This is a genomic window from Streptococcus sp. 27098_8_23 (genome assembly GCF_041432195.1).
Classification (GTDB): domain Bacteria; phylum Bacillota; class Bacilli; order Lactobacillales; family Streptococcaceae; genus Streptococcus.
Window position 1 is genome coordinate 550,991 of the sequence record NZ_JAPVZF010000001.1, and the last position, 24,906, is coordinate 575,896.

The window sequence follows — 24,906 nt, forward strand, 5'->3', positions numbered from 1 at the left end:
GCGAGGTAATCTCATGGAACAATTTTTAGAAAACATTAAAGACCTTGAAGTCACTACAGTTGCGCGTGCACAAGAAGCTCTTGATAAAAAAGAAACTGCAACCTTCTTTATCGGTCGCAAAACTTGCCCTTACTGCCGTATATTTGCTGGCACATTAGCAGGTGTCGTAGCTGAAACTAAAGCTCACATCTACTTCATCAACAGTGAAGAACCAAGCCAACTCAATGAGTTACAAGAATTCCGTTCACGCTATGGAATTCCAACTGTACCAGGCTTCGTTCACATTGCAAATGGCCAGATCAATATCCGTTGCGACTCTTCCATGTCCGCACAAGAAATCAAGGAATTTGCTGGATTGTAAAAAAACAACAAAAGAAGGCACTCGCCTTCTTTTTATATATCTGTCAATGGAGTTGCAGTATCTGGTGAGGTATCATAAACCTTAAAGTCTACTCCAACTCCCAGATCAGCCTGGGCTAACTGATTGACCATAGTCATATGAGCCAGCTCCTTGATATTGTTCTCTTTGGACAAGTGACCAAGATAGATTTTCTTTGTTCGATTTCCCATTGCACGAATCATGGCCTCAGCACCGTCTTCGTTAGAGAGGTGACCGAGATCCGACAGGATTCGCTGTTTGAGACGCCAAGCGTAAGATCCTGCTCGCAAAATCTCCACATCGTGGTTGGACTCGATGAGGTAGCCGTCCGCATTCTCGACAATTCCTGCCATACGGTCACTTACATAACCTGTATCGGTCAGCATGACGAAGCTCTTGTCGTCTTTCATAAATCGGTAAAACTGTGGTGCTGCCGCATCATGGCTAACACCAAAACTCTCAATATCGATATCACCAAAGGTTTTGGTTTTGCCCATTTCAAAGATATGCTTTTGCGAAGAATCAACCTTGCCAAGATACTTACTATTTTCCATAGCCTGCCAAGTCTTTTCATTGGCGTAAAGATCCATGCCATATTTACGAGCCAAGACACCGACTCCATGGATATGGTCTGAGTGCTCATGCGTAATCAAAATCGCATCCAGATCTTCTGGTTTGCGATTGATTTCAGCTAGCAGACTTGTAATTTTCTTACCAGACAGGCCTGCATCTACTAGGATTTTCTTTTTTGGGGTTTCCAGATAAAAGGAATTTCCACTGGAACCTGATGCTAAAATACTGTATTTAAAGCCTTTTTCACTCATTCTAGTCTTCTATTTCGTCCTCCCATATTTCTTCTTTTACGGCATCCTTATCATAAGGGAGCACTATGGTAAAGGTTGAGCCCTTACCGTATTCACTTTTGGCCCATATAAAGCCATTGTGTTGTTTGATGATTTCTTTTGCGATCGCCAGACCTAGACCAGTTCCACCTTGAGCCCGGCTTCTTGCACGATCCACACGGTAGAAGCGGTCAAAAATCTTAGGCAAATCTTGCTTTGGAATACCTAGACCTTGGTCTTTGATGGATAAAATCATCTGGTCATCAGTAGTTTTCATGCTGACAGTGATTTTCCCACCATCTGGTGAGTACTTAATGGCATTGTTAAGAATATTATCAATCACCTGAGTCATCTTATCGGTATCAATCTCGATCCAAACTGAATTAATAGGGTAATCTCTGACAAGCTCATATTTTTTCTCGTCATCCTGGCTTCTCATCTTATCAAAGCGGTTGAGAATAAAGGTGATGAATGCTGTAAAATTAATCAATTCCACATCTAACTGAGTGGTCGCATTATCAATACGAGAGAGATGCAAGAGATCTGTCACCATCCGCATCATACGGTTGGTTTCATCGAGTGAAACCTTGATAAAATCAGGAGCAACAGGATCATACAGAGCTCCCTCGTCCAAGGCTTCAAGATAAGATTTAACACTGGTCAAAGGAGTTCGCAACTCGTGACTCACGTTCGAAACAAAGAGTCTTCGCTCACGCTCTTCCTTCTCCTGCTCGGTCGTATCATGTAAAACGGCAACCAAACCAGAGATGAAACCTGACTCACGACGAACCAGAGCAAAACGTACACGAAGGCTCAGGTATTCCCCATTCACATCCTGGGAGTCAATCGTCAACTCAGGAATCTGTGTAATTAGATCACGCAGCTCATACTCATCTTCTATCTTAAGCAATTCAAGGATGCTTTTATTCAGAACATCTTCTTTCTGCACACCGAGCTGTTTCTTGGCCATATCGTTGATCATAGTAATCTGGCCACGACGATTGGTCGCAAGAACGCCATCTGTCATGTAAGAAAGAATACTGTTCAATCGTTTACTCTCTTGTTCCAGATTTTCTTGGGTCAAACGAATAACTTCTGACAAATCGTTCAGATTATTGGTGATATTGGTGATTTCTGTACTTCCTTGCAAGTCCAAAACTTGAGAATAATCACCTGCAATCAAGTCCTTAACCTTTTGATTTATCTCCTTCAGACGGATATTATCCCGACGATTTTCCAGTAACAGCAAGGTCACCACCAGGATAAAGCCCAGTAAAATCAAGATAAAGATAAAATCGCTGGTCAGAATAGTTTGTCTAATATCTTCAATCATTATTTCTCATATAGTATCCAACACCACGACGTGTGAGAATGTACTCTGGACGACTTGGAGTATCTTCTATTTTCTCACGCAAGCGTCTAATGGTCACGTCCACAGTACGAACATCACCAAAATAGTCATAACCCCATACAGTCTCAAGCAAGTGTTCACGTGTAATCACTTGTCCAATATGAGATGCCAAGTGATACAAGAGTTCAAACTCACGGTGGGTTAAATCTAATTCCTCACCATATTTCTTCGCCACGTAAGCATCTGGAACGATTTCCAAATCACCAATTTGTAAAGGCTGCGTCTTCTTCTCATCAGACTCTTGGCTATCCACAGAAACTAGGTCGGTACGACGAAGCAGAGCCTTGACACGAGCCTGCAACTCACGGTTTGAGAAAGGTTTTGTAACATAATCATCTGCACCTAACTCTAAACCAATAACCTTGTCAAACTCGCTATCCTTAGCTGATAGCATGATAATTGGCACGCTACTAGTCTTACGAATAGCTTTAGCAACTTCTAAACCATCGATTTCAGGTAGCATCAAGTCGAGGATAATAATATCCGGTTGCTCAGCTTCAAATAGCTCGATTGCCTCACGACCATTGAAGGCTGTAACGACTTCATAACCTTCCTTGGCCATATTAAACTTAATAATATCTGAGATTGGTTTCTCATCATCTACAATTAATATTTTTTTCATTTTATCACCTTTTCTCTATCTATTATAACAAAAAAATGCAAAGAAGGCACAAATGGCTACTGTAAGCCTTCATCTTCAAAACTTATTTTATAAGCCTGCCAAATTTTTTGTTGAGGTTTCGCAAGTGGATAATCAGAAAACTCCTGAGGAGAAACCCAACGAATTTCTCTGTCCGAAAACTGTTTTGTTTCTGTCACCTGACCAGCTAGGATTTTAATGTGCCATTTCCGATGACTAAATACATGCTTGACCTGGTCAAATACTTGATGAGACCAATTCACTTCTAAATCATAATCCTGCTCAAAGTTTTCTTGAGGGCTTGGTCCAAATGCTCTGCTTTCCTCTTTGACTTGAGAAAAGAGATCTAGCTGATCGTCATCACTTGAGAAATCATCAACTTCGATCAGGGGGAAATGCCAAAAACCGGCTAGTAGTTTCTCGCTTTCGTTTTTCTCAAGTAAATATTGCCCACGGTCATTGCGCACAACCAAAGCCTTGAGATAGATTGGGAGGGGCTTTTTCTTGGGTTCTTTAATCGGATATACATCCATAGTTCCGTTCTGATAGGCTGCGCTAAAGTCCTTAACAGGGCTTTCTTCTGGTCTAGGATTAACTGGAGCCTCTATATCCGACCCTAAATCCATCAGAGCTTGGTTAAAGTCACCTGGTCGTTTCGGGTCAATCAAGATTTCCATCATCGCTTGGAAAATCTTTCGATTGCTGGGAACTCCGATATCATGATTAACCTCAAACAAGCGTGCCAAAACCCGCATGACATTGCCATCGACCGCTGGCTCAGGCAAATTAAAAGCGATACTGGAAATAGCTCCCGCAGTGTAAGGGCCAATCCCTTTCAGGCAAGATATTCCTTCATAGGTATTTGGAAATTGCCCCCCAAAGTCAGTCATAATCTGCTGAGCTGCAGCCTGCATATTGCGCACTCGTGAATAATAGCCCAATCCCTCCCAAGCCTTCAGCAGACGCTCTTCAGGGGCATTCGCCAGACTTTCAACAGTTGGAAACCAGTCCAAGAATCGTTCGTAGTATGGAATAACTGTATCCACTCTGGTCTGCTGAAGCATGATTTCAGATACCCAGATGTGATAAGGATTTTTACTTCTCCGCCAAGGCAAATCTCGCTTGTTTTCATCATACCAGTTGAGGAGTTTTTCACGAAAAGAAATAATCTTCTCCTCCGGCCACATGACGATACCGTATTCTTTCAAATCTAACATATATCTAGTATAACATAGAAGCTTCTAACTGTCCTTTTCTCAGTACTAAAAAGCCTCTTCCCATGGGAAAGAGGACTAAATCTTATTGATGAACTGCTTGAGCTGCTGTGATAAGGGTCAACTTGTAGACATCATCTGCATTACATCCACGAGAAAGGTCGTTAACTGGTTTGTTCAATCCTTGCAAAACAGGTCCGACAGCCGCAAAACCACCGAGACGTTCTGCCATCTTGTACCCAATATTTCCTGCTTCGATACCTGGGAAGACAAAGACATTTGCTTGACCAGCTACATTACTTCCTGGAGCTTTAAGAGCTGCAGTTTCAGGAACAAAGGCAGCGTCAAATTGCAATTCACCATCAATCTCAAGGTCAGGGCGCAAGTCGTGAGCAATTTTAGTTGCTTCTACGACCTTATCAACACTTTCACCAAATCCTGAACCTTTAGTAGAATAGCTTAGCATAGCAATTTTAGGTTCAATACCAAACATCTTAGCTGTGATTGCTGAATTGATCGCAATTTCAGCCAAAGCTTCTGCATCTGGATTGATGTTAATGGCACAGTCTCCAAATAGGTAACGTTCCGTACCACGAACCATGAGGAAAGCACCTGAAGTACGAGTTACATTTGGACGAGTTTTGATGATTTGAAGGGCTGGGCGAACTGTTGAGGCAGTTGAGTGAATCGCACCAGATACCATACCGTCAACCAAGCCCAAGTATACCAACATCACACCAAAGTAGTTGACATCTTCAACCAAAACTTTGCGCGCTTCTTCTTCAGTCATTTTGCCCTTACGACGCTCTACTAAAGCAGCAACCATTTCTTCAAATCGAGGATAGTGTTGAGGGTCAATTACTTCATAACCATCCATGATCCCTTCGATTTCAAGATAAATTTTAATTTTTTCAGGGTTTCCGAGCAAAACAGGAATTACTTCTGTTTCTTTTACCAAGCGTTTTGTCGCTTGGAGAATACGTGGCTCTTCCCCTTCAGGGAGAACGATACGAGCATTTTTGCCAACCAGGTTGGCTTTGAGACTTTCAAAAACTTCCATGAGTTTTCTCCTTTTAGAAAATAAATTATACTCCAAACAATTTTTAAAGAGTATTAGTTGATAACTGAGTAATAAGATTGCTGAAATCATCCGGTAAGGGGCTTTCTAATTGCAAATCTTGCTCTAGAAAAGGATGATAAAAAGATAAATAATGGCAATGCAGAGCCTGACGTTGGATACCATCATCCAGACTACCACCATACAAATCGTCTCCCAACAAAGGAAAACCGATGTGAGAAAAATGCACTCGAATTTGATGAGTTCGTCCAGTATGCAGGCGAATATCGACTAGGTGAATATTTCCATAAGACGCTACAACTTTGTAAGATGTATGAGCGTATTTCCCATCTTTGGCAACCCGTCTCGTGATAATGGAGTCCACATCACGCGCAATTGGGGCGATAATCTCTCCTTCTGGCTCCAAGACACCATCTCCTTTAACCAGTGCAAAATACCTTTTTTCGATAGACTTTCGCTGCAGTTGCTTGTCCAACCGTGCATGAGCATAGCCGTGCTTGGCAAAGAGCATCAAACCAGAAGTATCTCTATCAAGCCTAGTCACGATGTGAACTTGCTGGTTTTCATAGTTTTGCTTGACATAGTAGCCCTTGATAAAATTGGCAATGGTATTGGAATGATTGACACTGGGGATGGAAGCTATTCCATAAGGCTTGTTCAAAACTAGAAAATGGTCATCCTCATAGAGAATATCCAGTGGACGATCGATGGCCTCCAAGGTTTCAAATCCTTCCTCTGCTGGAATGTCAATAGTCACCCTGTCTCCAATATCTAAGAGATAAGTCGCATTTTGAGGTTGGTCATTGACCAGTATAGCCCCGCCTCGAAACTTAATCTTAGCCAAAAGTCCCTTAGAAACCTCATGTTTCTTGAGGAAAGTTTTGACTTTGACGTGGTCATCTGCGATAAATTCGAACCTCATTCATCCACCTCGCCGATGAAGGCATCTTTAACACGATTCCAGAAACTAGTGTGGCTTGGTGTCGCTACGAAGTGGATCTTGTGATGGTCGATTTGATACTCAATCCGTTCGATATTACGGAAGGAATAGACGCTGTTATCGACTGATATCGTGTGGTAATCATTGCGTGTCGGCAAAAGTTCAATCTTATCTTTTTTGGGAATAATGATCGATGACCCCAAAGTGCGATAGACTCGGTTGTTAAGACTCGCTATCTCCGTCAACTGCAAGGCTTCAATGGTAGGATGCAAGACAGCTCCACCCAAGGATTTGTTGTAGGCGGTACTTCCCGTCGGCGTTGAAACAGTCACTCCATCTCCACGAAATCTCTCAAACGGAACGTGGTTAATGATGATATCCGCAACCATGGTCCGATCTGATCGACGGATACTGGCTTCATTTAAAGCACGGAAGATTTTCACTTCTCCATTTTCAAGCGTTACCTTGACATTCAAGACTGGATAGGAAACTTTGGCACCAGTATCTAGTAAAAGATTGGTCACCAACTGATCCAGCTCAAAATCACGATAATCTGTGTAAAATCCCAAATGCCCTGTATGAACACCTACAAATCGAACCTTGTCTAACTGATTCTCATACTTGTGAAAAGCAGACAAAAGCATCCCGTCGCCACCAATCGAAATGACGATGTCGGGATTGGTATCGTTCAGTATAAAATGTTGTTTCTTGAGTTTTTCCCTCAGCTCATGCAAGACCTTCTGACTTTGTGGCTTTCTATTTGCTATGAGGTCAACTCGTTTACCTGTATTCTTCATCTGTATCGTCACTATTTCCTACACCATCGTTTAGTTTTCTGCTCAATGGATCAAAGAGAGCCTGCGCTTCCTGGATATCATCACGAATCTTACCCATTTCTTCATCCAGTTGATAGGCTATTTTGGCCGTGATTTCCAGTCTTTTCCTGATTTCTTCTGGAAAATCGCCCTGATATTTATAATTGAGCGAGTGTTCAATCGTAGCCCAGAAATTCATGGCTAACGTCCGTATTTGAATCTCCGCCAAAATCGTCTTCGCTCCGTTGATCGTATCAACCGTGTACTCGACAACCACGTGATAAGAACGATAACCTGAAGCCTTACGATGAGTGATATAATCTCGTTCCTGAACGACTCTCATATCTTGGCGTTTACGTAGAATCTCAACTACTTCTTTAACGTCATCAACGAACTGAACCATGACACGTAAACCAGCAATGTCTTGCAGATCATGTTCCAGACTTGCATATGTAATTCCTCGACGAGCCATTTTTTCTTTGATACTTTCAATCGGTTTTACCCGACCCGTTACAAACTCAATCGGAGAATGCTTGTTTTGCTTACGATACTGTTTGCGAATTCCCCGAAGTTTAATCTTCAATTCACCAACAGCCTGAATGTAAGGATCTAAAAATTCTTCCCATTCTATGGTCATACTTTCTCCCTTGTAATGTTTGATTGCTCTGTCGAAAATCTTTGATTTTTTCAGTACATTCGTATACAATAAATACATTGTCCATTATACCATAAATCGCTTTCAAAGATATAGAAAAGGTTGAAAAAATGAAACATTTAGAAATAGAATTGAAAACACTTCTGAAAAAAGAGGAATATGATCATCTAAAAAAACAGTTTTCCCATATCCAACCCGTCTTTCAGAAAAACTACTACATTGACACACCAGATTTCCAATTGCGTGAAAAGAAGGTTGCCATGCGCATTCGCACCTTTTCAGATTGGGCGGAATTGACCTTAAAAGTACCTCAAACTGTAGGAAATATGGAATACAACCAGAAACTAACTCTTCCAGAAGCTGAATCATACCTAGAAAAACAAAAACTACCTCAGGGTCTCGTTCTAGAGAAGCTCTCTAAGATTGGCATCGAAAGCCATGACTGGTTAGTTCTAGGCTGTCTTTCCACTCTACGTTATGAAATGAAAACTGAAATTGGCTTAATGGCCTTAGATGAAAGTCGATACTTTGACCAGACGGACTATGAACTCGAGCTTGAAGTCACCGACCATGAAAAAGGGAAAGAACATTTTCAGAGATTTTTAGATGAAAATCAGATTACTTATCAGAAAGCTCCATCAAAATTAATTCGTTTTATTAAAAGCATGAAAAAAAGCTGAAATAATCTCCTTTTTTTGGTAAAATAGAAAAGATAAAAATAAAAGAATCTGGCTTTGAAAAACAAAACTTTCTCAGAGAAGATTCGCAAAGTTTACAGAGGACGGTCTATAATGTCAGATAGAAACAACATGAAACTTTTCACCCTAAACTCTAACCATGAAATCGCTCAAAAGATTGCGGATACAGTTGGTGTACCTCTCGGGAAGTTATCCTCTCGACAATTTTCTGACGGCGAAATCCAGGTCAACATTGAAGAAAGTGTCCGTGGTTACGATGTCTACATCATCCAGTCAACCAGCTACCCTGTTAGCAACCACTTGATGGAGTTGTTGATCATGGTTGATGCTTGTGTACGTGCAAGTGCTCATAGTATCAACGTTGTCCTTCCTTACTTTGGTTATGCGCGTCAGGATCGTATCGCTTCTTCTCGCGAACCCCTCACTGCAAAACTAGTCGCCAATATGCTTGTCAAAGCTGGTGTAAGCCGTGTTCTAACGCTTGACCTCCATGCTGTTCAGGTCCAAGGTTTCTTTGACATTCCTGTAGACAATCTTTATACTGTTCCTCTATTTGCTAAGCACTACTGTGATAAAGGACTTCTTGGTTCTGATGTTGTTGTTGTCAGTCCAAAGAACTCTGGTGTTAAACGTGCACGTAGTTTGGCTGAATACCTTGATGCTCCTATTGCTATCATTGACTACGCCCAAGACGATTCTGATCGTAACGAAGGCTATATCATTGGGGATGTTGAAGGCAAGAAGGCTATCTTGATTGACGATATCCTAAATACTGGTCGTACTTTCTCTGAAGCAGCCAAAATCGTTGAACGTGAAGGCGCAACTGAGATTTATGCAGTATCCAGTCACGGTTTATTTGTTGAAGGTGCAGCAGACCTTCTTGACGCTACAAACATCAAAGAAATCCTTGTGACAGACTCAGTAGCAACCAAAGAAAGAACTCCAGAAAATGTATGTTACATTACTGCTAGCGAATTAATCGGAGATGCTATCGTCCGCATCCATGAAAGAAAACCAGTCAGCCCACTCTTTGCTTACAACAAAAAGAAATAAGGTGATTCTTTGATTTATTTGGACAATGCTGCTACGACTCCTATGTCAGCAGTAGCTATTGCAGAAATGACCAAGGTCATGCAAGAAACTCATGGTAATCCTTCTAGTATTCATGGCCATGGTCGACAAGCTGGGAAACTCTTGCGAGAAGCTCGTCAAGACTTAGCCCACTTACTAGGAACCAAACCTCAACATATCTTTTTCACGTCTGGTGGTACAGAAAGTAACAATACAGCCATTATTGGCTATTGTCTCCGTCATCAAAAACGTGGAAAACATATCATTACGACAGCTATTGAACACCATTCTGTGCTTGAGACTATTGATTATCTGGTGCAACATTTTGGTTTTGAAGCGACCATCATCCAACCAGTAAATCAAGAAATAACTGCCCAGCAAATTCAAGAAGCCTTACGTGACGATACCATTCTTGTTTCCACCATGTATGCCAATAATGAAACAGGTAGCCTCTTACCTATCGCTGAGATTGGACGTATTTTAAAAGAGCACCCTGCTGCTTATCATGTAGATGCTGTTCAAGCTATCGGAAAAATTCCTATCCATCCCGAGGAATTAGGAATTGATTTCCTCAGTGCTTCTGCCCACAAATTCCATGGACCAAAAGGAGTCGGTTTTCTTTATGCTTCTTCCGCGGACTTTGATTCCTACCTTCACGGTGGAGACCAAGAACAAAAGAAACGCGCTGGAACAGAAAACCTTGCTGCCATTGTAGGCATGGTGTCTGCTCTCAAAGAAGATCTGGATTGTCAAGTTGATTATTACCAAAAACTAAGTGACCTTAAAACAGTTTTTCTAGAAGAGATTTCCGATTTAGACTACTATCTCAATGAAAGTCAAGACCAACTGCCTTATGTTTTGAATATCGGTTTTCCTGGTCAGAAAAATGATTTGCTTTTACTTCGGTTAGACCTTGAGGGAATTTCAATTTCTACCGGTTCCGCTTGTACTGCTGGTATTGTGCAAACCAGTCATGTGCTTGAAGCATTTTATGGACCAGATTCACATCGATTGAAAGAATCTGTCCGTATCAGTCTCTCTCCTCTTAACACTGAGGAGGAACTGAAACAACTCGCACAAACCTTAAAAAATATTATTGGAGATTAATCTAATGGCATTCGAAAAAACCATTAAACTACAAAACTGCCGCTACGACTATACACTTAGCCCAACTGTCAAAAAGTTCACACTGAAAGACAATACTTTCTTTGAAACAAAAGTTGGAAACTACGAACTGACTCGTCTACTTGAAAAAGTACCCAACAGTGGTGAAGGTTTCAACCTAAAAATCATCATCAATAAAGACCTTACAGGTGCTAAACTCAACATCACTGACAAATCTGGCCTTCGTTTGGTGAATATCTTTAAATCAGAAGATCACCATATTCACCAAGAAAAATTCTACTTCCTCATGGACAGTTTAGTAGAACGCGGTATCTTCACTAAAGAAGAAAGATAATTGACTATGTATCGACTTACCTATCAAGATAACTATCACGTAGAACGTATACTTGAATATAAGGATTACGAAGAGCTCATGTTATCTCTATCAGGCTGTGTGACCCTACCTGATACTCTCCTAATCAGCTCCTTAACGCTGAATGATAAGGTGATTTATCAAGGATTGGTTGGCGATCTCTACCGTTTTCTATCACAAGCTCATTTTTCAGATAAAAACTAAGAAATTTCTTAGTTTTTTCTTGTTTTTGTTGATTTTTTCACAATGTTTCTATAAAATAGAAGAATAGAAAGGTTGTGATTTTGTGAAAGATAAACAGTCTGCTATTCCAAAAGCAACAGCAAAAAGACTCTCACTTTACTATCGAATTTTCAAGAGATTTCATGCAGAAAAAATCGAACGTGCCAACTCCAAGCAAATTGCAGAGGCTATCGGAATCGATTCTGCGACCGTTCGTCGGGATTTTTCCTATTTTGGTGAACTAGGTCGTCGTGGTTTTGGTTACGATGTCAAAAAATTGATGAATTTTTTTGCTGATCTCCTAAATGATAACTCAATTACAAATGTTATGTTGGTTGGAATCGGAAATATGGGACACGCCCTTCTCCACTACCGCTTCCACGAGCGTAACAAGATGAAAATTATCATGGCCTTTGACCTAGATGACCATCCAGAAGTTGGAAGCCAGACACCTGATGGAATTCCAATCTATGGTATCTCACAGATTAAAGAAAAAATCAAAGAAGCAGATGTCAAAACTGCTATCCTAACAGTTCCAAGTGTTAAATCACAAGAAGTTGCCAATCTTTTGGTTGAGGCAGGTATAAAAGGTATTCTCAGTTTTTCCCCTGTTCACCTTCACCTCCCAAAAGATGTGGTCGTTCAGTATGTCGATTTGACAAGCGAACTCCAAACCCTCCTCTATTTTATGCGTAAAGAGGATTAGAAAGCGAAAGCATTTATGAAAAAACCAGTTATTGGGATTACAGGAAATGAAAAAGCTCATCCAGATGATGACATCATGATGAGCTATGCAGCAAAGGGCTTCGTTGAAGGAGTCAAGGACGCTGGCGGAATTCCAATCATCCTACCGATTGGTGATCAAGAAATGGCTGCCTATTACATCAGTATCATTGATAAGCTCATCCTAACGGGTGGGCAAAATGTTGATCCAAAATACTATGGTGAATCAAAGGCTATTGATAGTGATGACTACCATCTTCAAAGAGATATTTTTGAACTAACACTTATCAAAGAAGCGATTAAGCAAAAGAAACCAATTTTCTCTGTTTGTAGGGGTACTCAACTTTTTAATGTCGCCATGGGAGGTACGCTTCACCAAGATATCGAGGATCATTGGCAGGACTGTTCAGCCGAATACACTACCCAACGCCTCGTAACGGAACCTGATACCATTCTCCGAGAAATCTATGGAGAAATCTCTCACATCAACTCCTTCCACCACCAGAGCATTAAAGATCTAGCCTCAAATCTTAAGGTTGTAGCACATGATCCTAAAGATGGAATCATTGAGGCTGTGACCACTACGGACGGCTTTCCTTATCTTGGTGTTCAATGGCATCCTGAATTTCTCTTTGAGAATCGCCCCAAAGATAAAATGCTATTTGACTATGTTGTTAACGAACTCTAGGACTTATAAATAGGTTATTAAATCATGAATGAAATTAAAATACCTTCTACTCATGAGATTTTGAGAGATATAGAAGCTTCCTTTTTCATATCTTATAAGAAAAAGGAAGCTAATCTTTTCTTATCAAACAATGAAAAAGAAATAAGTGTTTGCTTTCATCTTTCTAATCTCTATAGACTTTTAACAGCGGAAAGTTACCAATCTTTTTCTAAGAATAAAGAGAATTTCGATAAACTATCTCAAAAAGAAAAAGAAAAACAGCTGAAAGAAATGTCTAAAAAGGCAGATGCTAAACTAAAAAGTAAATTTCATTCAAGTCTTTACTTTTACAGAGATATTCTCATTCATAAAAAAAGATATTATAAAATCGAAGATTTCAATGCAATTGTCGACTTTATCGTTCAAGAAAATTTACTTGTACCCACGATAAAACCTCTTCCTGTTATCAATTTGACAGAAGTAGATTCCTATGTTTTAAAAGTGATTGAGTAAGATCATGTGTAATCTTAAATCAAATCCGTCTTTTCACGGTAACTAAAGTAATCCGAGTGCGAGACAATCAAATGGTCCAAGAAAACAATTCCCATCAGTTCGCAGGCTTCCTTGACTAGTTTAGTGACATGGTCGTCGTTTCGACTAGGAGATACTGCACCAGATGGATGATTGTGAACGAGAATCACTGAGGTAGCCATATGCTTGAGGGCATAGTGAAGAATTTCCCTCGGTTCAGCAATGCTGCGTGTCGCAGATCCGATAAAAATAGTTTGCTGATGAATGATTTGATTTTGAGTATTGAGATAGAGCGCCACTAGGTGCTCTTGTTTTTTGTCGCCAAGTTCCTGTTGCATTTTCTTGGCTAGCTTTTGACTACTGAGAATACTTTCCATCTCAAGAGTTTCGTGTTTGTGAATACGATGCCCCAGTTCAATCACCGCTTGTAATTCAATGGCTTTAATACGTCCAATTCCAGACAGACTTTGCAATTCCTGCAGGGTCATTTTTTTCAAATCAGTTAGACTGTTAAGACTATTCAAGACTTTTTGGGCAATTTCAAAGACATTTGCCTGACGCGTTCCCGTTCTGAGCAAAATAGCTAACAACTCTTGATTGCTCAGCGCCTCTACTCCTTCTTTAACTAGTCTTTCTCTAGGCAAGAGTGAATCTTCTTGGAATGAAATACTGTACATAAAAATCCTCCTCACTTTATTATTCGTGAGAAGGACGAAAAATTAGATTTTTTTCTCAATTGGGGCTACACTAGCTAAGAGTTTTTTCAGACCGACTTCTGGGAAATTGATTTTTAGTTCCTGAGTATCACCGCTACCAGAGACTTCCAGAACAGTTCCCTCTCCCCACTTCTTGTGGAGAGCAATATCCCCAATAGACCAGTTGGTATCGCTTGAATCTTTTTTATTTCCGGCTGCTAACTGTCCAAACGGAAGACCACTTGACTGGATAGAGCTTGGTGCAGCATTCCGTTTCCGTTCTTGAAGGGCCTGAGCTAGGCTCATACCTTGACCAAAGGCCACTCCACCACTGCTATAAGATGCCTTAAAGCTAGTATTCGCCGGACGAGCCAAGCCTTGATATTCAATCAAGTCCGAACTAATTTCATTGATAAAACGAGTCGGACGATTGTAGTTGGTACGCCCAAAAAGCAAACGTGAGTTGGCATTGGTCAGATAGAGAATTTTCTCCGCACGCGTAATTCCTACATAGGCCAAACGACGTTCTTCTTCCAGTTCATCCGGATCTTCAGCTGCGCGACTAAGCGGAAAGACATTCTCCTCCATCCCAATGATAAAGACAACTGGGAACTCAAGTCCCTTAGCTGCATGGAGGGTCATCAAGGTCACTTCTGATGTCTCCTGACTGCCTGTATCTGTATCTGCAATCAAAGCCAAGTCATTCAAGAAACGACTGAGTTTATCTAAACCTGTTTCCTCTTCTTGACTATCAGGATTGTCGTCAAAATTCTTGGTAACAGATAGGAACTCTTCGATATTTTCAACCCGAGCCTTGCTTTCTAAGGTCGCTTGAGCATTGAGAATATCGATATAACCTGTTTTTTCTAGAACAGCCTCCACCAGCTCGGTGATGGTTAATTGATCCAGTTTTTCTCGCAAATCCAAGATCATATTGGCGAACTCCCAGATAGACTGAGCTGCCTTGCCCTTGATTCTTGATAACATGATATTGGCTGAAGCATCCAGCATAGACATCTCTTGTAGGTTAGCAAAATCCCGGATTTTCTCAACCGTTCCTGGGCCAATTCCGCGTTTTGGTTCGTTAATAATGCGCTCAAAACTGATATTGTCACTCAGATTGGCAATGAGATTAAGATAGGCGATAATATCTCGGATTTCCTTACGGCTGTAGAACTTAGTCCCTCCAACCATAGTATAAGGAATATTGGACTTGAGCAGGGCTTCCTCAATAGTACGAGACTGGGCGTTAGTCCGATAAAGAACTGCAAAATCTTTGTGGAGGAAGTTGTGACTACGACCAAGTTCATCGATGGTTTTGGCTACAAAAACAGCCTCGTCTTGTTCGTCATTTGCGCCATAATAAACGATTTGCTCCCCATCGGCATTCTGAGTCCAGAGATTCTTGGGACGACGATTTTGATTGTTTTTGATGACGTCATTGGCAGCTTGGAGAATGGTTTTGGTTGAACGGTAATTTTCTTCCAACAAAACTACCTTGGCGTTAGGGTAATCTTTCTCAAAATCCAAGATATTCTGCATATCAGCACCACGCCAACCGTAGATAGACTGGTCCGCATCCCCAACAACACAGATATTATTAAAGCGTGAAGCCAAGAGTTTGACCAATTGATACTGGGCATGGTTGGTATCTTGGTACTCATCAACATGAATGTACTGGAACTTCTGCTGATAGTAGGTCAAGACATCAGGATTCTGATCAAAGAGACGCAAAGTCAACATAATCAAATCATCAAAGTCAACGGACTCAGACTGACGAAGCTCTTTTTGATAGGCTGTGTAACACTGAGCTACGATTTGCGTATACATATCACCAGCTTGAGCAGCATAAGCCACATCATCAATTAGGTCGTTCTTAGCATTGGATATGGTTCCCAAAATAGTCCGTTCATTCCATTTTTTAGGATCCAAGTTTAATTGCTTGAGAATGCGTTTCATGAGGGTTCGCTGTTCTCCGGGATCTACAATGGTGAAGTTCCGATTGTAGCCAATATGATCCGCATCGCGACGCAGGATACGAACACACATGGAGTGAAAGGTCGCAATCAAACAGTCCTGAGTAGCTGGATTAAGCCCATAGGCACGCTCCTTCATCTCACGAGCAGCCTTATTGGTAAAGGTAATGGCCAAGATATTCCAAGGATTGACCATCTTTTCATCAATCAAGTAGGCGATTCTGTGAGTTAAAACACGAGTCTTTCCAGAACCAGCCCCTGCCATGATTAACAAGGGCCCTTCTGTCGTTTGCACCGCCTCAGCTTGACGGTCATTCATTCCATTCAATAATGCGTTCATTTTCTCTTCCTTACTCTTGAAGTCAATGTTTCTATTATATCAGAAATTAGAGAAAATATCTTTAGCTAGACTGATTGCGTCTAGAAAGTAACTCTATTATCAGCTGAAGACAACTCCTCATATCTAGACAAGAAAATGAGCTTGGAAAGATTTTCCAAACTCATTTAAAATAATCTATATCATTAGAACAAGCCTAAAACTGTTCCATCGCTTTCAACATCCATATTAAGAGCGGCAGGTCGTTTTGGAAGACCTGGCATGGTCATGACATCACCAGTTAGGGCAACGATGAAGCCTGCACCCAATTTTGGTACCAATTCACGAATGGTAATTTCAAAGTTTTCTGGGGCTCCAAGTGCATTTGGATTGTCAGAAAAACTGTACTGAGTTTTAGCCATACAGATTGGCAATTTATCCCATCCGTTTTGAACGATTTGAGCGATTTGCGTTTGAGCTTTCTTCTCAAAGTTCACTTTGCTACCACGGTAGATTTCAGTGACAATCTTTTCAATCTTTTCTTGAACAGAAAGGTCGTTGTCGTAAAGACGTTTATAGTTTGCTGGATTTTCAGAGATAGTCTTGACAAGCGTTTCGGCAAGCGCTACGCCTCCTTCTGCGCCATCAGCCCAGACACTTGCTAGTTCAACTGGCACATCAATAGAAGCACAGAGTTCTTTTAAAGCTGCAATTTCAGCTTCAGTATCAGAAACAAATTCGTTAATCGCAACAACTGCTGGAATACCAAACTTACGAATATTTTCAACGTGGCGTTTCAAGTTAGCAAAGCCTGCACGAACTGCTTCTACATTTTCCTCTGTCAAAGCATCTTTAGCTACACCACCATTCATCTTAAGGGCACGAAGGGTTGCAACGATGACAACAGCATCTGGAGATGTTGGCAAGTTTGGTGTCTTGATATCAAGGAATTTCTCAGCACCAAGGTCTGCACCAAAACCAGCTTCAGTAACAGTATAATCCGCCAAGCGAAGGGCTGTGCTTGTTGCCAAAACAGAGTTACATCCGTGAGCGATATTGGCAAATGGACCACCATGTACAAAGGCAGGTGTACCGTAAATTGTCTGAACCAAGTTCGGTTTGATAGCATCTTTCAAAATCAATGCTAAAGCTCCCTCAACCTGTAAATCACCAACAGTAACTGGTGTACGGTCATAGCGATAGCCAATAACGATGCTAGCCAAGCGCTTTTTCAAATCTTCAATATCAGTCGCCAAGCAAAGAATGGCCATGATTTCTGAAGCAACTGTAATATCAAAGCCATCCTCACGAGGAATACCATTTAGAGGCCCACCAAGCCCAACAGTCACATGACGAAGGGCACGGTCATTCAAGTCCACAACACGTTTCCAAAGAATACGACGTTGGTCGATTCCCAGCTCATTTCCTTGGTGTAAGTGGTTGTCAATCAAGGCAGAAAGAGCGTTGTTAGCAGTTGTAATGGCATGCATATCCCCGGTAAAGTGAAGGTTGATGTCCTCCATTGGCAACACTTGGGCATAACCACCACCGGCTGCACCACCCTTAATCCCCATTACTGGGCCAAGAGACGGTTCGCGAATAGCAATCATGGTTTTCTTGCCAATCTTGTTCAAGGCGTCTGCCAGACCAATGGTAATAGTTGATTTCCCTTCACCTGCAGGTGTTGGATTGATGGCAGTAACCAAGATCAATTTACCAACTGGATTGCTCTCAACTGCACGAATTTTGTCAAAGCTGAGCTTAGCCTTGTACTTTCCATACAATTCCAAATCATCGTAAGAAATGCCCAATTTCTCAACAACATCAACGATTGGCTTCAACTCAATACTCTGTGCGATTTCAATATCTGTTTTCATAGCAAACTCCTCTAACCTCTAATATGATAACTCATTATAACACAAAAAAAGATTTTTCACATCCATAAACTCTCTAAACGTTCGTAAATATCATTGTTTTAAAGATTTTTAGGGCTCTTTTGAAAATTTTATATGGCTTTATAGTTATAAACTATAGTGTAGCTTCGTTTTTCCAAAAATTTATCGCTTTCATTTTACTTACTGTTTATTTTTGTGTACAATAGTCCTATGAAAATTTTAGTTACGTCAGGCGGCACAAGTGAAGCAATCGATAGCGTCCGCTCTATCACGAATCACTCGACTGGTCGCTTGGGGAAAATTATTACCGAAACCCTACTTGCTGCTGGTCATGAGATTTGTCTGATTACTACTCCTAGTGCTCTTAAGCCAGAACCTCATCGCCATCTAACCATTCTAGAAATCAAAAATACGAATGATCTTCTTTTAGAGATGAAAAAGTGTGTTCAAGATTATCAGGTCTTGATTCATTCGATGGCAGTTTCTGACTACACTCCTGTTTATATGACGGGACTAGATGAAGTTAAGACGAGCTCTAATCTGGAAGAATTATTAGACAAGCAAAATATAGAAGCTAAGATTTCTTCAACTGATGAGGTGCAGGTTCTATTTTTGAAAAAAACACCCAAAATTATCTCTCTAGTCAAAGACTGGAATCCTGCTATTCATCTGATTGGTTTTAAACTGCTAGTTGATGTTACCGAAGACCATCTGGTTGACATTGCTAGAAAAAGTCTTATCAAGAACCAAGCAGACTTAATCATCGCAAATGACCTCACTCAAATTTCAGCAGATCAGCACCGAGCTATCTTTGTTGAGAAAGATCATCTTCAAGCAGTCCAAACTAAAGAAGAAATTGCAGAACTCCTCCTTGAAAAAATTCAAGCCTACCATTCTTAGAAAGGAAAGCTATGGCAAATATTCTCATCGCAGTGACTGGTTCCATTGCCTCCTATAAAGCAGCTGACCTGGTCAGTTCCTTGAAGAAACAGGGCCATCAGGTTACTGTCTTAATGACTGAGGCAGCGAGAGAGTTTATCCAACCGTTGACACTACAGGTCCTCTCTCAAAATCCTGTCCACCTTGATGTCATGAAGGAACCTGCTCCTGATCAAGTCAATCATATCGAACTAGGCAAAAGGACTGACCTTTTTATTGTAGCCCCAGCTACTGCTAATACCATCGCAAAGTTAGCCCACGGATTTGCTGACAACATGGTGACAAGCACAGCGCTTGCCCTGCCAAACCATGTCAAAAAGTTACTCGCACCAGCCATGAATACAAAAATGTATGACCATCCGGCAACTCAGGCTAACCTAAAAACATTAGAGACCTATGGTTATCAGATCATCTCTCCAAAAGAATCTCTACTAGCCTGTGGCGATCACGGCAAAGGCGCCCTAGCTGACCTGAATACTATTTTAGAAAGAATAAAGGAAACCCTCAATGAACAAACGCTCTAACATTGCACCGATTGCTATCTTTTTTGCAGTTATGCTCGTTATCCACTTTTTGAGTTCTCTCCTATTTAACCTTTTCCCATTCCCGATTAAACCAACTATCGTTCATATTCCAGTAATCATTGCTAGTATCATCTATGGCCCTCGAGTTGGAGTTACACTTGGTTTTCTTATGGGACTATTGAGCTTAACGGTAAACACGATTACCATCCTTCCAACCAGCTACCTCTTCTCACCATTCGTACCGAACGGAAATATCTATTCTGCTATTATCGCTATTGTTCCTCGCGTTTTGATTGGGCTGACACCTTACTTGGTTTATAAATTATTAAAAAATAGAACGGGTCTCATCTTTGCTGGTGCTCTCGGTTCCCTTACCAACACCGTCTTTGTCCTTGGGGGAATCTTCTTCCTTTTTGGAAATGTCTTCGACGGCAATATTCAAAAACTCTTAGCAACCGTTATTTCTACAAACTCAATTGCCGAGCTTGTCATTTCTGCCGTCCTAACAGTAGCAATTGTCCCCCGTCTCGAAACCTTGAAGAAATAAAAAAAAACTCCACTTTCGTCCTGAAGGTGGAGTTTTAGCATTTAAAACATAAGAAACATCAATAGAATGTGAAAGCGAAAGCGCAGGAGTTGATACGAAAAAGGTGTAGGTTGCTGGCTTTTCTGGCTATCCAAATATAGGGTTAGAGATAGTAAAACCAAACCCAATGCAATCACCAATCTAACGAAATAAGCAATTTCTAGTATTGCTGCCATAAAAAGAAAACCTAATAAAGGAAGGCTAAAAAGTGAGACAGCCAGGCTACTTGCTAATAGAGAGAGTAGCGACAGGACCAATAAACTATAAACTAGGAAACGAGTCCAACCTGAGACTACTTTCCCTTCACTTTTCTGTTTTGACATCATCACGATTACCACGATTAGGTAAACAAAAAGTATCATCACAATTTCTCCTCAGTTCCTATTATTCTTTACCACATTTTAACCAAATTTTCCTGAAAAATCAATAATACTTCTTGACTTGATTGGTGATTTATTGTACTATACTTGTGTATATACAGATAAATGGAGGTTCTTATGAATATACGGAAAAAAACGCAGTTTATGACTATGACTGCCCTACTCACTGCAATCGCGATTTTGATTCCAATCATTATGCCTTTTAAAATCGTTATTCCACCGGCTTCTTACACCTTGGGAAGTCATATCCCCATCTTTATCGCCATGTTTCTTTCGCCTTTGATGGCTGCTTTTGTGATTATTGCTTCTAGTCTTGGTTTTTTGATGGCAGGCTATCCGCCTGTTATTGTACTCCGTGCCTTCTCTCACATTGTTTTTGGTACTTTGGGGGCTTTGTACTTAAAAAAATTCCCTGAAACCTTGGATAAACCAAAGGCATCTTGGATTTTTAACTTTGTTTTGGGTGTTGTTCATGCTATCGCTGAAGTAATAGCTTGTATCATCTTTTATGCTACTTCAGGGACAAATGTTGAAAATATGTTTTATGTTCTCTTTGTCCTAGTTGGTTTTGGCACAATCGTCCATAGTATGGTAGACTATACATTAGCACTAGCTGTCTATAAAGTGCTTCGAAAACGTCGCTAAAAGGAAAAACTATGACAAAGGATCGCAAACAATCTCTTCTCAAACTGTTAAAAGAGGCGCCAAAAGCTCTCAATGGTCAAACCTTGGCTGAGCACTTCCATGTTACGCGCCAGGTCATTGTACAGGACATCGCTATTCTCCGAGCAGATGGAGCTCCTATCCTATCCACCAATCGTGGCTATATCTACAAAGAAAATGATGCCAGCCCCTACGTGCACAAACTCTTTAAAGTGAAACATGAACTGGAAGAAATCGGTCAGGAACTTCTAGCTATTGTAGATAATGGCGGACGCGTTCAAAATATCTTAATCGATCATCCCGTTTATGGCGAAATTGAAACCCTACTCAAACTCACCTGCCGCCGAGATGTCCAGCACTTTCTGGAACAAGTCGAGAATTCAGACTTTAGACCCCTTTCTGAATTGACAGACGGCATCCATTACCACCTTGTTGAAGCCGAGACACAACAAGACCTCCACTATATCGAGGAGGCCTTAGATCAGTTAGGTTATTTAGTAAAAGACTAGAAAATTTCTTTCTCCCAGCCGTCCTCCGTACGGTGGCGATAGAAGAACTCAGACTTGTCAGGTGCTTCCATCATTTCCAGCAAGGGCAACATATCATAGGCCAGATCCAAGTTTGGAATCTGGTCTTTTTGTACCCAAGATACTTCTTCAAATCTAAAAATTTGAGGTTTATATATGGAGAATTAGCTGTAACATGCTCTAAACACTATCCGTTTAATTTTACATTGAAAATTTTCTCCAAATTTTTTACAATATCGTTCCCTTAATTTTCTTTTCGAGCAATAAACATACCATATTCTTTAGGAATGATTAACATACCCTTATGAAAATTCATTTCTAATCTTTTACGAATGACTTTTTCTTCTAGCGAACCTATTTCTGAAATTCCTTTAAAGGATTGGATGTATTTAACTAGGTCATCTATACTAGTTACCTGTAACTCATCATCATAGAGTAATGTTTCGACAGAGCCAAAATACATACTCAGTTGGCTTTTGCCATTTTGTAAAGTAAACGTTTTATTTTCCAAATCTTGATTGATCTCATCTTTAAATAAACTTGCTAAATAATCTACAACTCCATTTTCACCAAATGTGGCACAGTAAAAAATGCCTCCTGTTTTTAAGATTCTATTCACCTCGGAGAGAGCTTTAGGAATATCATTTACATGATGTAAAAGCATATTAGCAATAACAATATCAAACGTTTCATTCTCAAAAGAAATCTTTTGAATATCCATTATTGTATAGTTGACATTGTTCCTATTTCCAATCACTGACTTCGTTGTTTTTACCATATCTTTAGAAAAATCTGTAACAACCAACTGCTTCATTCTATCAATAGAATCACTATTACTTTTCCATAGTTCTCCTGTACCACATCCCAATTCTAGGACCTTTACTTCATCAGTGATTTGGTAGTTGGAAAATATCCAATTATTAAACCCTAATTTATTTTTTGAATATTTCTTATGTAGTTTTACTCTAATATCAAGATTATCTTGTTTTGCATATTGTTCAATTACCTTATCAGCCATTTTCTTTTACTTCCTTTCATATCTTAAGATTATACCATAAAATAAAATATCTCCGATTTCAAAATTGAAGGTGGAGATTGTTAAAGATAAAGATAGAAAAGAAGAATAGGAAATTTTGAAGTATTCAGTTGACATACACCGACATACTTATCCTATATTTAAGTACCAATCATTAAAGGTTAACACCGTTCCAGTAATCATACAACTAGAAAATTTCTTTCTCCCAGCCATCATCTGTACGATGACGGTAGAAAAATTCAGACTTGTCAGGTGCTTCCATCATTTCCATCAAAGGCAACATATCATAGGCCAGATCCATGTTTGGAATCTGGTCTTTTTGCACCCAAGATACTTCTCCTTCTTCTGAAGATTGGAGATTTCCACTAAACTCTGTCGCTTTATAGCAAACGACGATGTAGCGCCCACCTGTATCTAAGGGCCAGTTTTTAATGCCGACTAGTTGAGGATTCTGAATGGTTAGACCTGTTTCTTCATAAATCTCACGAATGACAGACTCGGCAAAGGCCTCGCCATTCTCAACATGTCCTCCTGGAAAGGCATAGCCAGACCAGCGATTGTTTTGGGTGAACGATACTGCATCACCACGCGCTGGGTTTCGAGGTCTTCAATCAGACAGATGTTGGTTAAAATAGTTGCTTGGGCACGGGACATAGATTTGCTCGCTTTCTAAGTTATTAAAATGTATCTTCGTTGTATTTTACTTCTGCCTTCATGATAAAGGGATTGATCAATTCATGATGTTCATAAGTAGTACGGGCCAAAAAACCTCTAGCAATGATGATTTCCTTATCTTGTATGCGATAGTCTATATTGATAGGGACGGCTGGATCCGAGATAACTGATAAAACAAAGAATGCTGCAAAGCAAAGGTAAAATGTCACCAATCCACTAAATATTTGAAAAATAAGGTGATACCATTTAGCATCTCTTGTTCTATAAAAGATTCTCCAGGGGTGGATTAGGAAGGTCAAACAAAGAATGAAAAACCAACTATTCCACAAAACTGGCGTAAAGGATAGGCCAAAAACCAACAACACCAAATGAAAAATCACAAAGGTCAGCAAAGCCAAATAGAGTGTTTTAAATGAAAATAACCTAGTTCGATTTTCTTTTGTCATGATTATTCCTCTTTTTGTCCTTATATTTCAAAATGACCATTAATATCGCTGGAATGATGAAAAAGATTAGATAGGAAGCAATTGGAAGCCAGATGTAGCGATAATCGATAGATAATAGGGAAGGAATTTTTTTAACATTTCTCCCTTTCACCCCAACAATTAAGTGGAGGAGAAAAATAGGTCCGTTTATGAATAGAAAAGTTTCTAAAAATCCTTGTACTGAAGCCTTATTGCTAAAACCATCTCTAAAAATACCTTGATAGAGTGTGTGCACCAAAAAGACAAAATTCATAATAATTGGCAAAAGATAGGACATTTCTTGATATGGTTTCGGGATAAGTGACGTCCCGAACAACACATACATGATACCAAAAATAGATAATAATATTATACCACCATCCATAAAAGAAGCAATCTTTGAATGTCTTTCCTGCCACAATTGGACGTGAGCTACCAAAGAATACTTTTTCTGAATTTTTCTCATTTGTCTGTTCTGTTGTTTGATCTTCTTTGGTTTCTTAATCTTTCGTTCCATTTTCGCCTCCTTCTGCTCTTTTCTATCCGTATTATCAAAAGCAAAATGCCCAGCCCCAAGAAAAAGAAAAAGAGATAACTTACAATAGGGACCCAGACATATGCTGGATCCATAGAAATTATGGGAGGGAAATTCGTTGACTTACGACGTCCTAGCCAATTCAGACCTACCAAGAGATGAAAGGGAAAAAGAAGACCATTGAACCCAATAAATCCCCATGAAAAGTAACGCCATTTCTGAAGTTTATCACTACTAAAACGAAAGACAAGGAAATAGGTTGATAAGATCAGAAGGATAAGATTGAAGCTTAAGGGGGAAAGATAGTTCATGTTCGGTAATAGATAACTAAT

Annotated in this window: 29 protein-coding genes and 2 pseudogenes; 14 read left to right on the forward strand and 17 right to left on the reverse strand. The window is 40.1% G+C overall.

Going from position 1 to position 24,906, the window contains the following annotated elements:
* The first annotated feature begins 13 nt into the window (after positions 1 to 13).
* Positions 14 to 361, forward strand: a complete 348-nt coding sequence (locus O3652_RS02705) for a PedC/BrcD family bacteriocin maturation disulfide isomerase (RefSeq protein ID WP_125413093.1) — start codon at positions 14 to 16, stop codon at positions 359 to 361.
* Between the two features lie 32 nt (positions 362 to 393).
* Here O3652_RS02705 and O3652_RS02710 read toward each other — a convergent pair whose 3' ends face one another.
* The 8 genes from O3652_RS02710 to O3652_RS02745 form a co-directional block, all read right to left on the reverse strand.
* Complete coding sequence (locus tag O3652_RS02710) at positions 394 to 1,203, reverse strand: MBL fold metallo-hydrolase (protein ID WP_001290607.1); 810 nt, start codon at positions 1,201 to 1,203, stop codon at positions 394 to 396.
* A 1-nt stretch (position 1,204) separates the two neighbouring features.
* Positions 1,205 to 2,554: a cell wall metabolism sensor histidine kinase VicK gene (vicK, locus tag O3652_RS02715; RefSeq protein WP_000568720.1), complete on the reverse strand. Its 1,350-nt coding sequence runs from the start codon at positions 2,552 to 2,554 to the stop codon at positions 1,205 to 1,207.
* Positions 2,547 to 3,254, reverse strand: a complete 708-nt coding sequence (gene yycF / locus O3652_RS02720; protein ID WP_000722058.1) for a response regulator YycF — start codon at positions 3,252 to 3,254, stop codon at positions 2,547 to 2,549. The genes vicK and yycF overlap by 8 nt, the downstream gene beginning before the upstream one ends.
* A gap of 56 nt (positions 3,255 to 3,310) precedes the next feature.
* On the reverse strand, positions 3,311 to 4,489 hold the full coding sequence (mutY, locus tag O3652_RS02725) for an A/G-specific adenine glycosylase (protein WP_044020712.1): 1,179 nt from the start codon (positions 4,487 to 4,489) through the stop codon (positions 3,311 to 3,313).
* An 82-nt stretch (positions 4,490 to 4,571) separates the two neighbouring features.
* Positions 4,572 to 5,546 (reverse strand): phosphate acetyltransferase, encoded by a 975-nt coding sequence (gene pta, locus O3652_RS02730; RefSeq protein WP_049484120.1) that lies wholly within the window; start codon positions 5,544 to 5,546, stop codon positions 4,572 to 4,574.
* A 43-nt stretch (positions 5,547 to 5,589) separates the two neighbouring features.
* A complete protein-coding gene (locus O3652_RS02735; RefSeq protein ID WP_125413094.1) occupies positions 5,590 to 6,486 on the reverse strand; it encodes an RluA family pseudouridine synthase in 897 nt (298 codons plus the stop codon).
* Positions 6,483 to 7,301 carry an NAD kinase gene (locus O3652_RS02740; protein WP_000799063.1) on the reverse strand — a complete coding sequence of 273 codons (819 nt, stop codon included), beginning with the start codon at positions 7,299 to 7,301 and terminating at the stop codon, positions 6,483 to 6,485. Before O3652_RS02740 ends, O3652_RS02735 begins: the two co-directional genes overlap by 4 nt.
* Positions 7,285 to 7,956, reverse strand: coding sequence for a GTP pyrophosphokinase family protein (locus tag O3652_RS02745; RefSeq protein WP_000151555.1), 672 nt, complete (start codon positions 7,954 to 7,956; stop codon positions 7,285 to 7,287). The genes O3652_RS02740 and O3652_RS02745 overlap by 17 nt, the downstream gene beginning before the upstream one ends.
* A gap of 128 nt (positions 7,957 to 8,084) precedes the next feature.
* On the opposite strand from O3652_RS02745, the gene O3652_RS02750 reads away from it, so the two are divergent.
* The 8 genes from O3652_RS02750 to O3652_RS02785 all read left to right on the forward strand — a co-directional run bounded on the left by O3652_RS02750 (position 8,085) and on the right by O3652_RS02785 (position 13,345).
* A complete protein-coding gene (locus O3652_RS02750; RefSeq protein ID WP_125413095.1) occupies positions 8,085 to 8,654 on the forward strand; it encodes a CYTH domain-containing protein in 570 nt (189 codons plus the stop codon).
* A 111-nt stretch (positions 8,655 to 8,765) separates the two neighbouring features.
* The gene (locus O3652_RS02755) at positions 8,766 to 9,725 is read left to right on the forward strand and encodes a ribose-phosphate diphosphokinase (RefSeq protein ID WP_001283843.1); all 960 of its coding nucleotides are present in this window, start codon (positions 8,766 to 8,768) and stop codon (positions 9,723 to 9,725) included.
* 9 nt (positions 9,726 to 9,734) lie between these two features.
* Positions 9,735 to 10,850 (forward strand): cysteine desulfurase family protein, encoded by a 1,116-nt coding sequence (locus O3652_RS02760; protein WP_125413096.1) that lies wholly within the window; start codon positions 9,735 to 9,737, stop codon positions 10,848 to 10,850.
* A gap of 4 nt (positions 10,851 to 10,854) precedes the next feature.
* Positions 10,855 to 11,202, forward strand: coding sequence for a DUF1831 domain-containing protein (locus O3652_RS02765; RefSeq protein ID WP_000863528.1), 348 nt, complete (start codon positions 10,855 to 10,857; stop codon positions 11,200 to 11,202).
* A 6-nt stretch (positions 11,203 to 11,208) separates the two neighbouring features.
* Positions 11,209 to 11,424, forward strand: a complete 216-nt coding sequence (locus tag O3652_RS02770; protein ID WP_000286091.1) for a DUF4649 family protein — start codon at positions 11,209 to 11,211, stop codon at positions 11,422 to 11,424.
* Between the two features lie 82 nt (positions 11,425 to 11,506).
* Positions 11,507 to 12,148 carry a redox-sensing transcriptional repressor Rex gene (locus O3652_RS02775; RefSeq protein WP_125413097.1) on the forward strand — a complete coding sequence of 214 codons (642 nt, stop codon included), beginning with the start codon at positions 11,507 to 11,509 and terminating at the stop codon, positions 12,146 to 12,148.
* Positions 12,149 to 12,163: 15 nt separating this feature from the next.
* On the forward strand, positions 12,164 to 12,853 hold the full coding sequence (locus tag O3652_RS02780) for a gamma-glutamyl-gamma-aminobutyrate hydrolase family protein (protein WP_371590041.1): 690 nt from the start codon (positions 12,164 to 12,166) through the stop codon (positions 12,851 to 12,853).
* Positions 12,854 to 12,877: 24 nt separating this feature from the next.
* Positions 12,878 to 13,345: a hypothetical protein gene (locus tag O3652_RS02785; protein WP_125413099.1), complete on the forward strand. Its 468-nt coding sequence runs from the start codon at positions 12,878 to 12,880 to the stop codon at positions 13,343 to 13,345.
* Between the two features lie 14 nt (positions 13,346 to 13,359).
* Here O3652_RS02785 and radC read toward each other — a convergent pair whose 3' ends face one another.
* From radC to O3652_RS02800, 3 genes are all read right to left on the reverse strand, one after another.
* Complete coding sequence (radC, locus tag O3652_RS02790; protein WP_000286939.1) at positions 13,360 to 14,040, reverse strand: DNA repair protein RadC; 681 nt, start codon at positions 14,038 to 14,040, stop codon at positions 13,360 to 13,362.
* 42 nt (positions 14,041 to 14,082) lie between these two features.
* A complete protein-coding gene (gene pcrA / locus O3652_RS02795; RefSeq protein ID WP_125413100.1) occupies positions 14,083 to 16,374 on the reverse strand; it encodes a DNA helicase PcrA in 2,292 nt (763 codons plus the stop codon).
* 182 nt (positions 16,375 to 16,556) lie between these two features.
* The gene (locus tag O3652_RS02800) at positions 16,557 to 18,227 is read right to left on the reverse strand and encodes a formate--tetrahydrofolate ligase (RefSeq protein WP_371590042.1); all 1,671 of its coding nucleotides are present in this window, start codon (positions 18,225 to 18,227) and stop codon (positions 16,557 to 16,559) included.
* 228 nt (positions 18,228 to 18,455) lie between these two features.
* On the opposite strand from O3652_RS02800, the gene coaB reads away from it, so the two are divergent.
* From coaB to O3652_RS02815, 3 genes are read left to right on the forward strand one after another with little or no spacing between them, the layout of a single operon-like run.
* Entirely contained in the window at positions 18,456 to 19,145 is a 690-nt protein-coding gene (gene coaB / locus O3652_RS02805) for a phosphopantothenate--cysteine ligase (RefSeq protein WP_371590043.1), read from the forward strand.
* 11 nt (positions 19,146 to 19,156) lie between these two features.
* The gene (gene coaC / locus O3652_RS02810) at positions 19,157 to 19,708 is read left to right on the forward strand and encodes a phosphopantothenoylcysteine decarboxylase (protein ID WP_371590045.1); all 552 of its coding nucleotides are present in this window, start codon (positions 19,157 to 19,159) and stop codon (positions 19,706 to 19,708) included.
* Complete coding sequence (locus O3652_RS02815; RefSeq protein ID WP_001042723.1) at positions 19,692 to 20,255, forward strand: ECF transporter S component; 564 nt, start codon at positions 19,692 to 19,694, stop codon at positions 20,253 to 20,255. Before coaC ends, O3652_RS02815 begins: the two co-directional genes overlap by 17 nt.
* Before the next feature lie 41 nt (positions 20,256 to 20,296).
* Here the strand turns inward: O3652_RS02815 and O3652_RS02820 are convergent, their stop codons facing one another.
* A complete protein-coding gene (locus O3652_RS02820) occupies positions 20,297 to 20,656 on the reverse strand; it encodes a hypothetical protein (RefSeq protein WP_371590046.1) in 360 nt (119 codons plus the stop codon).
* 135 nt (positions 20,657 to 20,791) lie between these two features.
* On the opposite strand from O3652_RS02820, the gene O3652_RS02825 reads away from it, so the two are divergent.
* The gene (locus O3652_RS02825) at positions 20,792 to 21,319 is read left to right on the forward strand and encodes an ECF transporter S component (protein ID WP_049490650.1); all 528 of its coding nucleotides are present in this window, start codon (positions 20,792 to 20,794) and stop codon (positions 21,317 to 21,319) included.
* A gap of 11 nt (positions 21,320 to 21,330) precedes the next feature.
* Positions 21,331 to 21,846: a transcription repressor NadR gene (locus tag O3652_RS02830; RefSeq protein WP_371590047.1), complete on the forward strand. Its 516-nt coding sequence runs from the start codon at positions 21,331 to 21,333 to the stop codon at positions 21,844 to 21,846.
* Here O3652_RS02830 and O3652_RS02835 read toward each other — a convergent pair.
* The 5 genes and pseudogenes from O3652_RS02835 to O3652_RS02855 form a co-directional block, all read right to left on the reverse strand.
* Positions 21,843 to 21,992, reverse strand: a pseudogene (locus O3652_RS02835) (NUDIX hydrolase); the annotation flags it as partial. The gene O3652_RS02830 and the pseudogene O3652_RS02835 sit on opposite strands and share 4 nt — an antisense overlap.
* 116 nt (positions 21,993 to 22,108) lie before the next feature.
* The gene (locus O3652_RS02840) at positions 22,109 to 22,882 is read right to left on the reverse strand and encodes a class I SAM-dependent methyltransferase (protein ID WP_125457797.1); all 774 of its coding nucleotides are present in this window, start codon (positions 22,880 to 22,882) and stop codon (positions 22,109 to 22,111) included.
* 205 nt (positions 22,883 to 23,087) lie between these two features.
* Positions 23,088 to 23,554: pseudogene (locus O3652_RS02845) on the reverse strand (8-oxo-dGTP diphosphatase).
* A gap of 23 nt (positions 23,555 to 23,577) precedes the next feature.
* Complete coding sequence (locus O3652_RS02850) at positions 23,578 to 24,021, reverse strand: hypothetical protein (protein WP_371590048.1); 444 nt, start codon at positions 24,019 to 24,021, stop codon at positions 23,578 to 23,580.
* Complete coding sequence (locus O3652_RS02855; RefSeq protein ID WP_371590049.1) at positions 23,999 to 24,556, reverse strand: hypothetical protein; 558 nt, start codon at positions 24,554 to 24,556, stop codon at positions 23,999 to 24,001. The genes O3652_RS02850 and O3652_RS02855 overlap by 23 nt, the downstream gene beginning before the upstream one ends.
* Positions 24,557 to 24,906 lie beyond the last annotated feature (350 nt).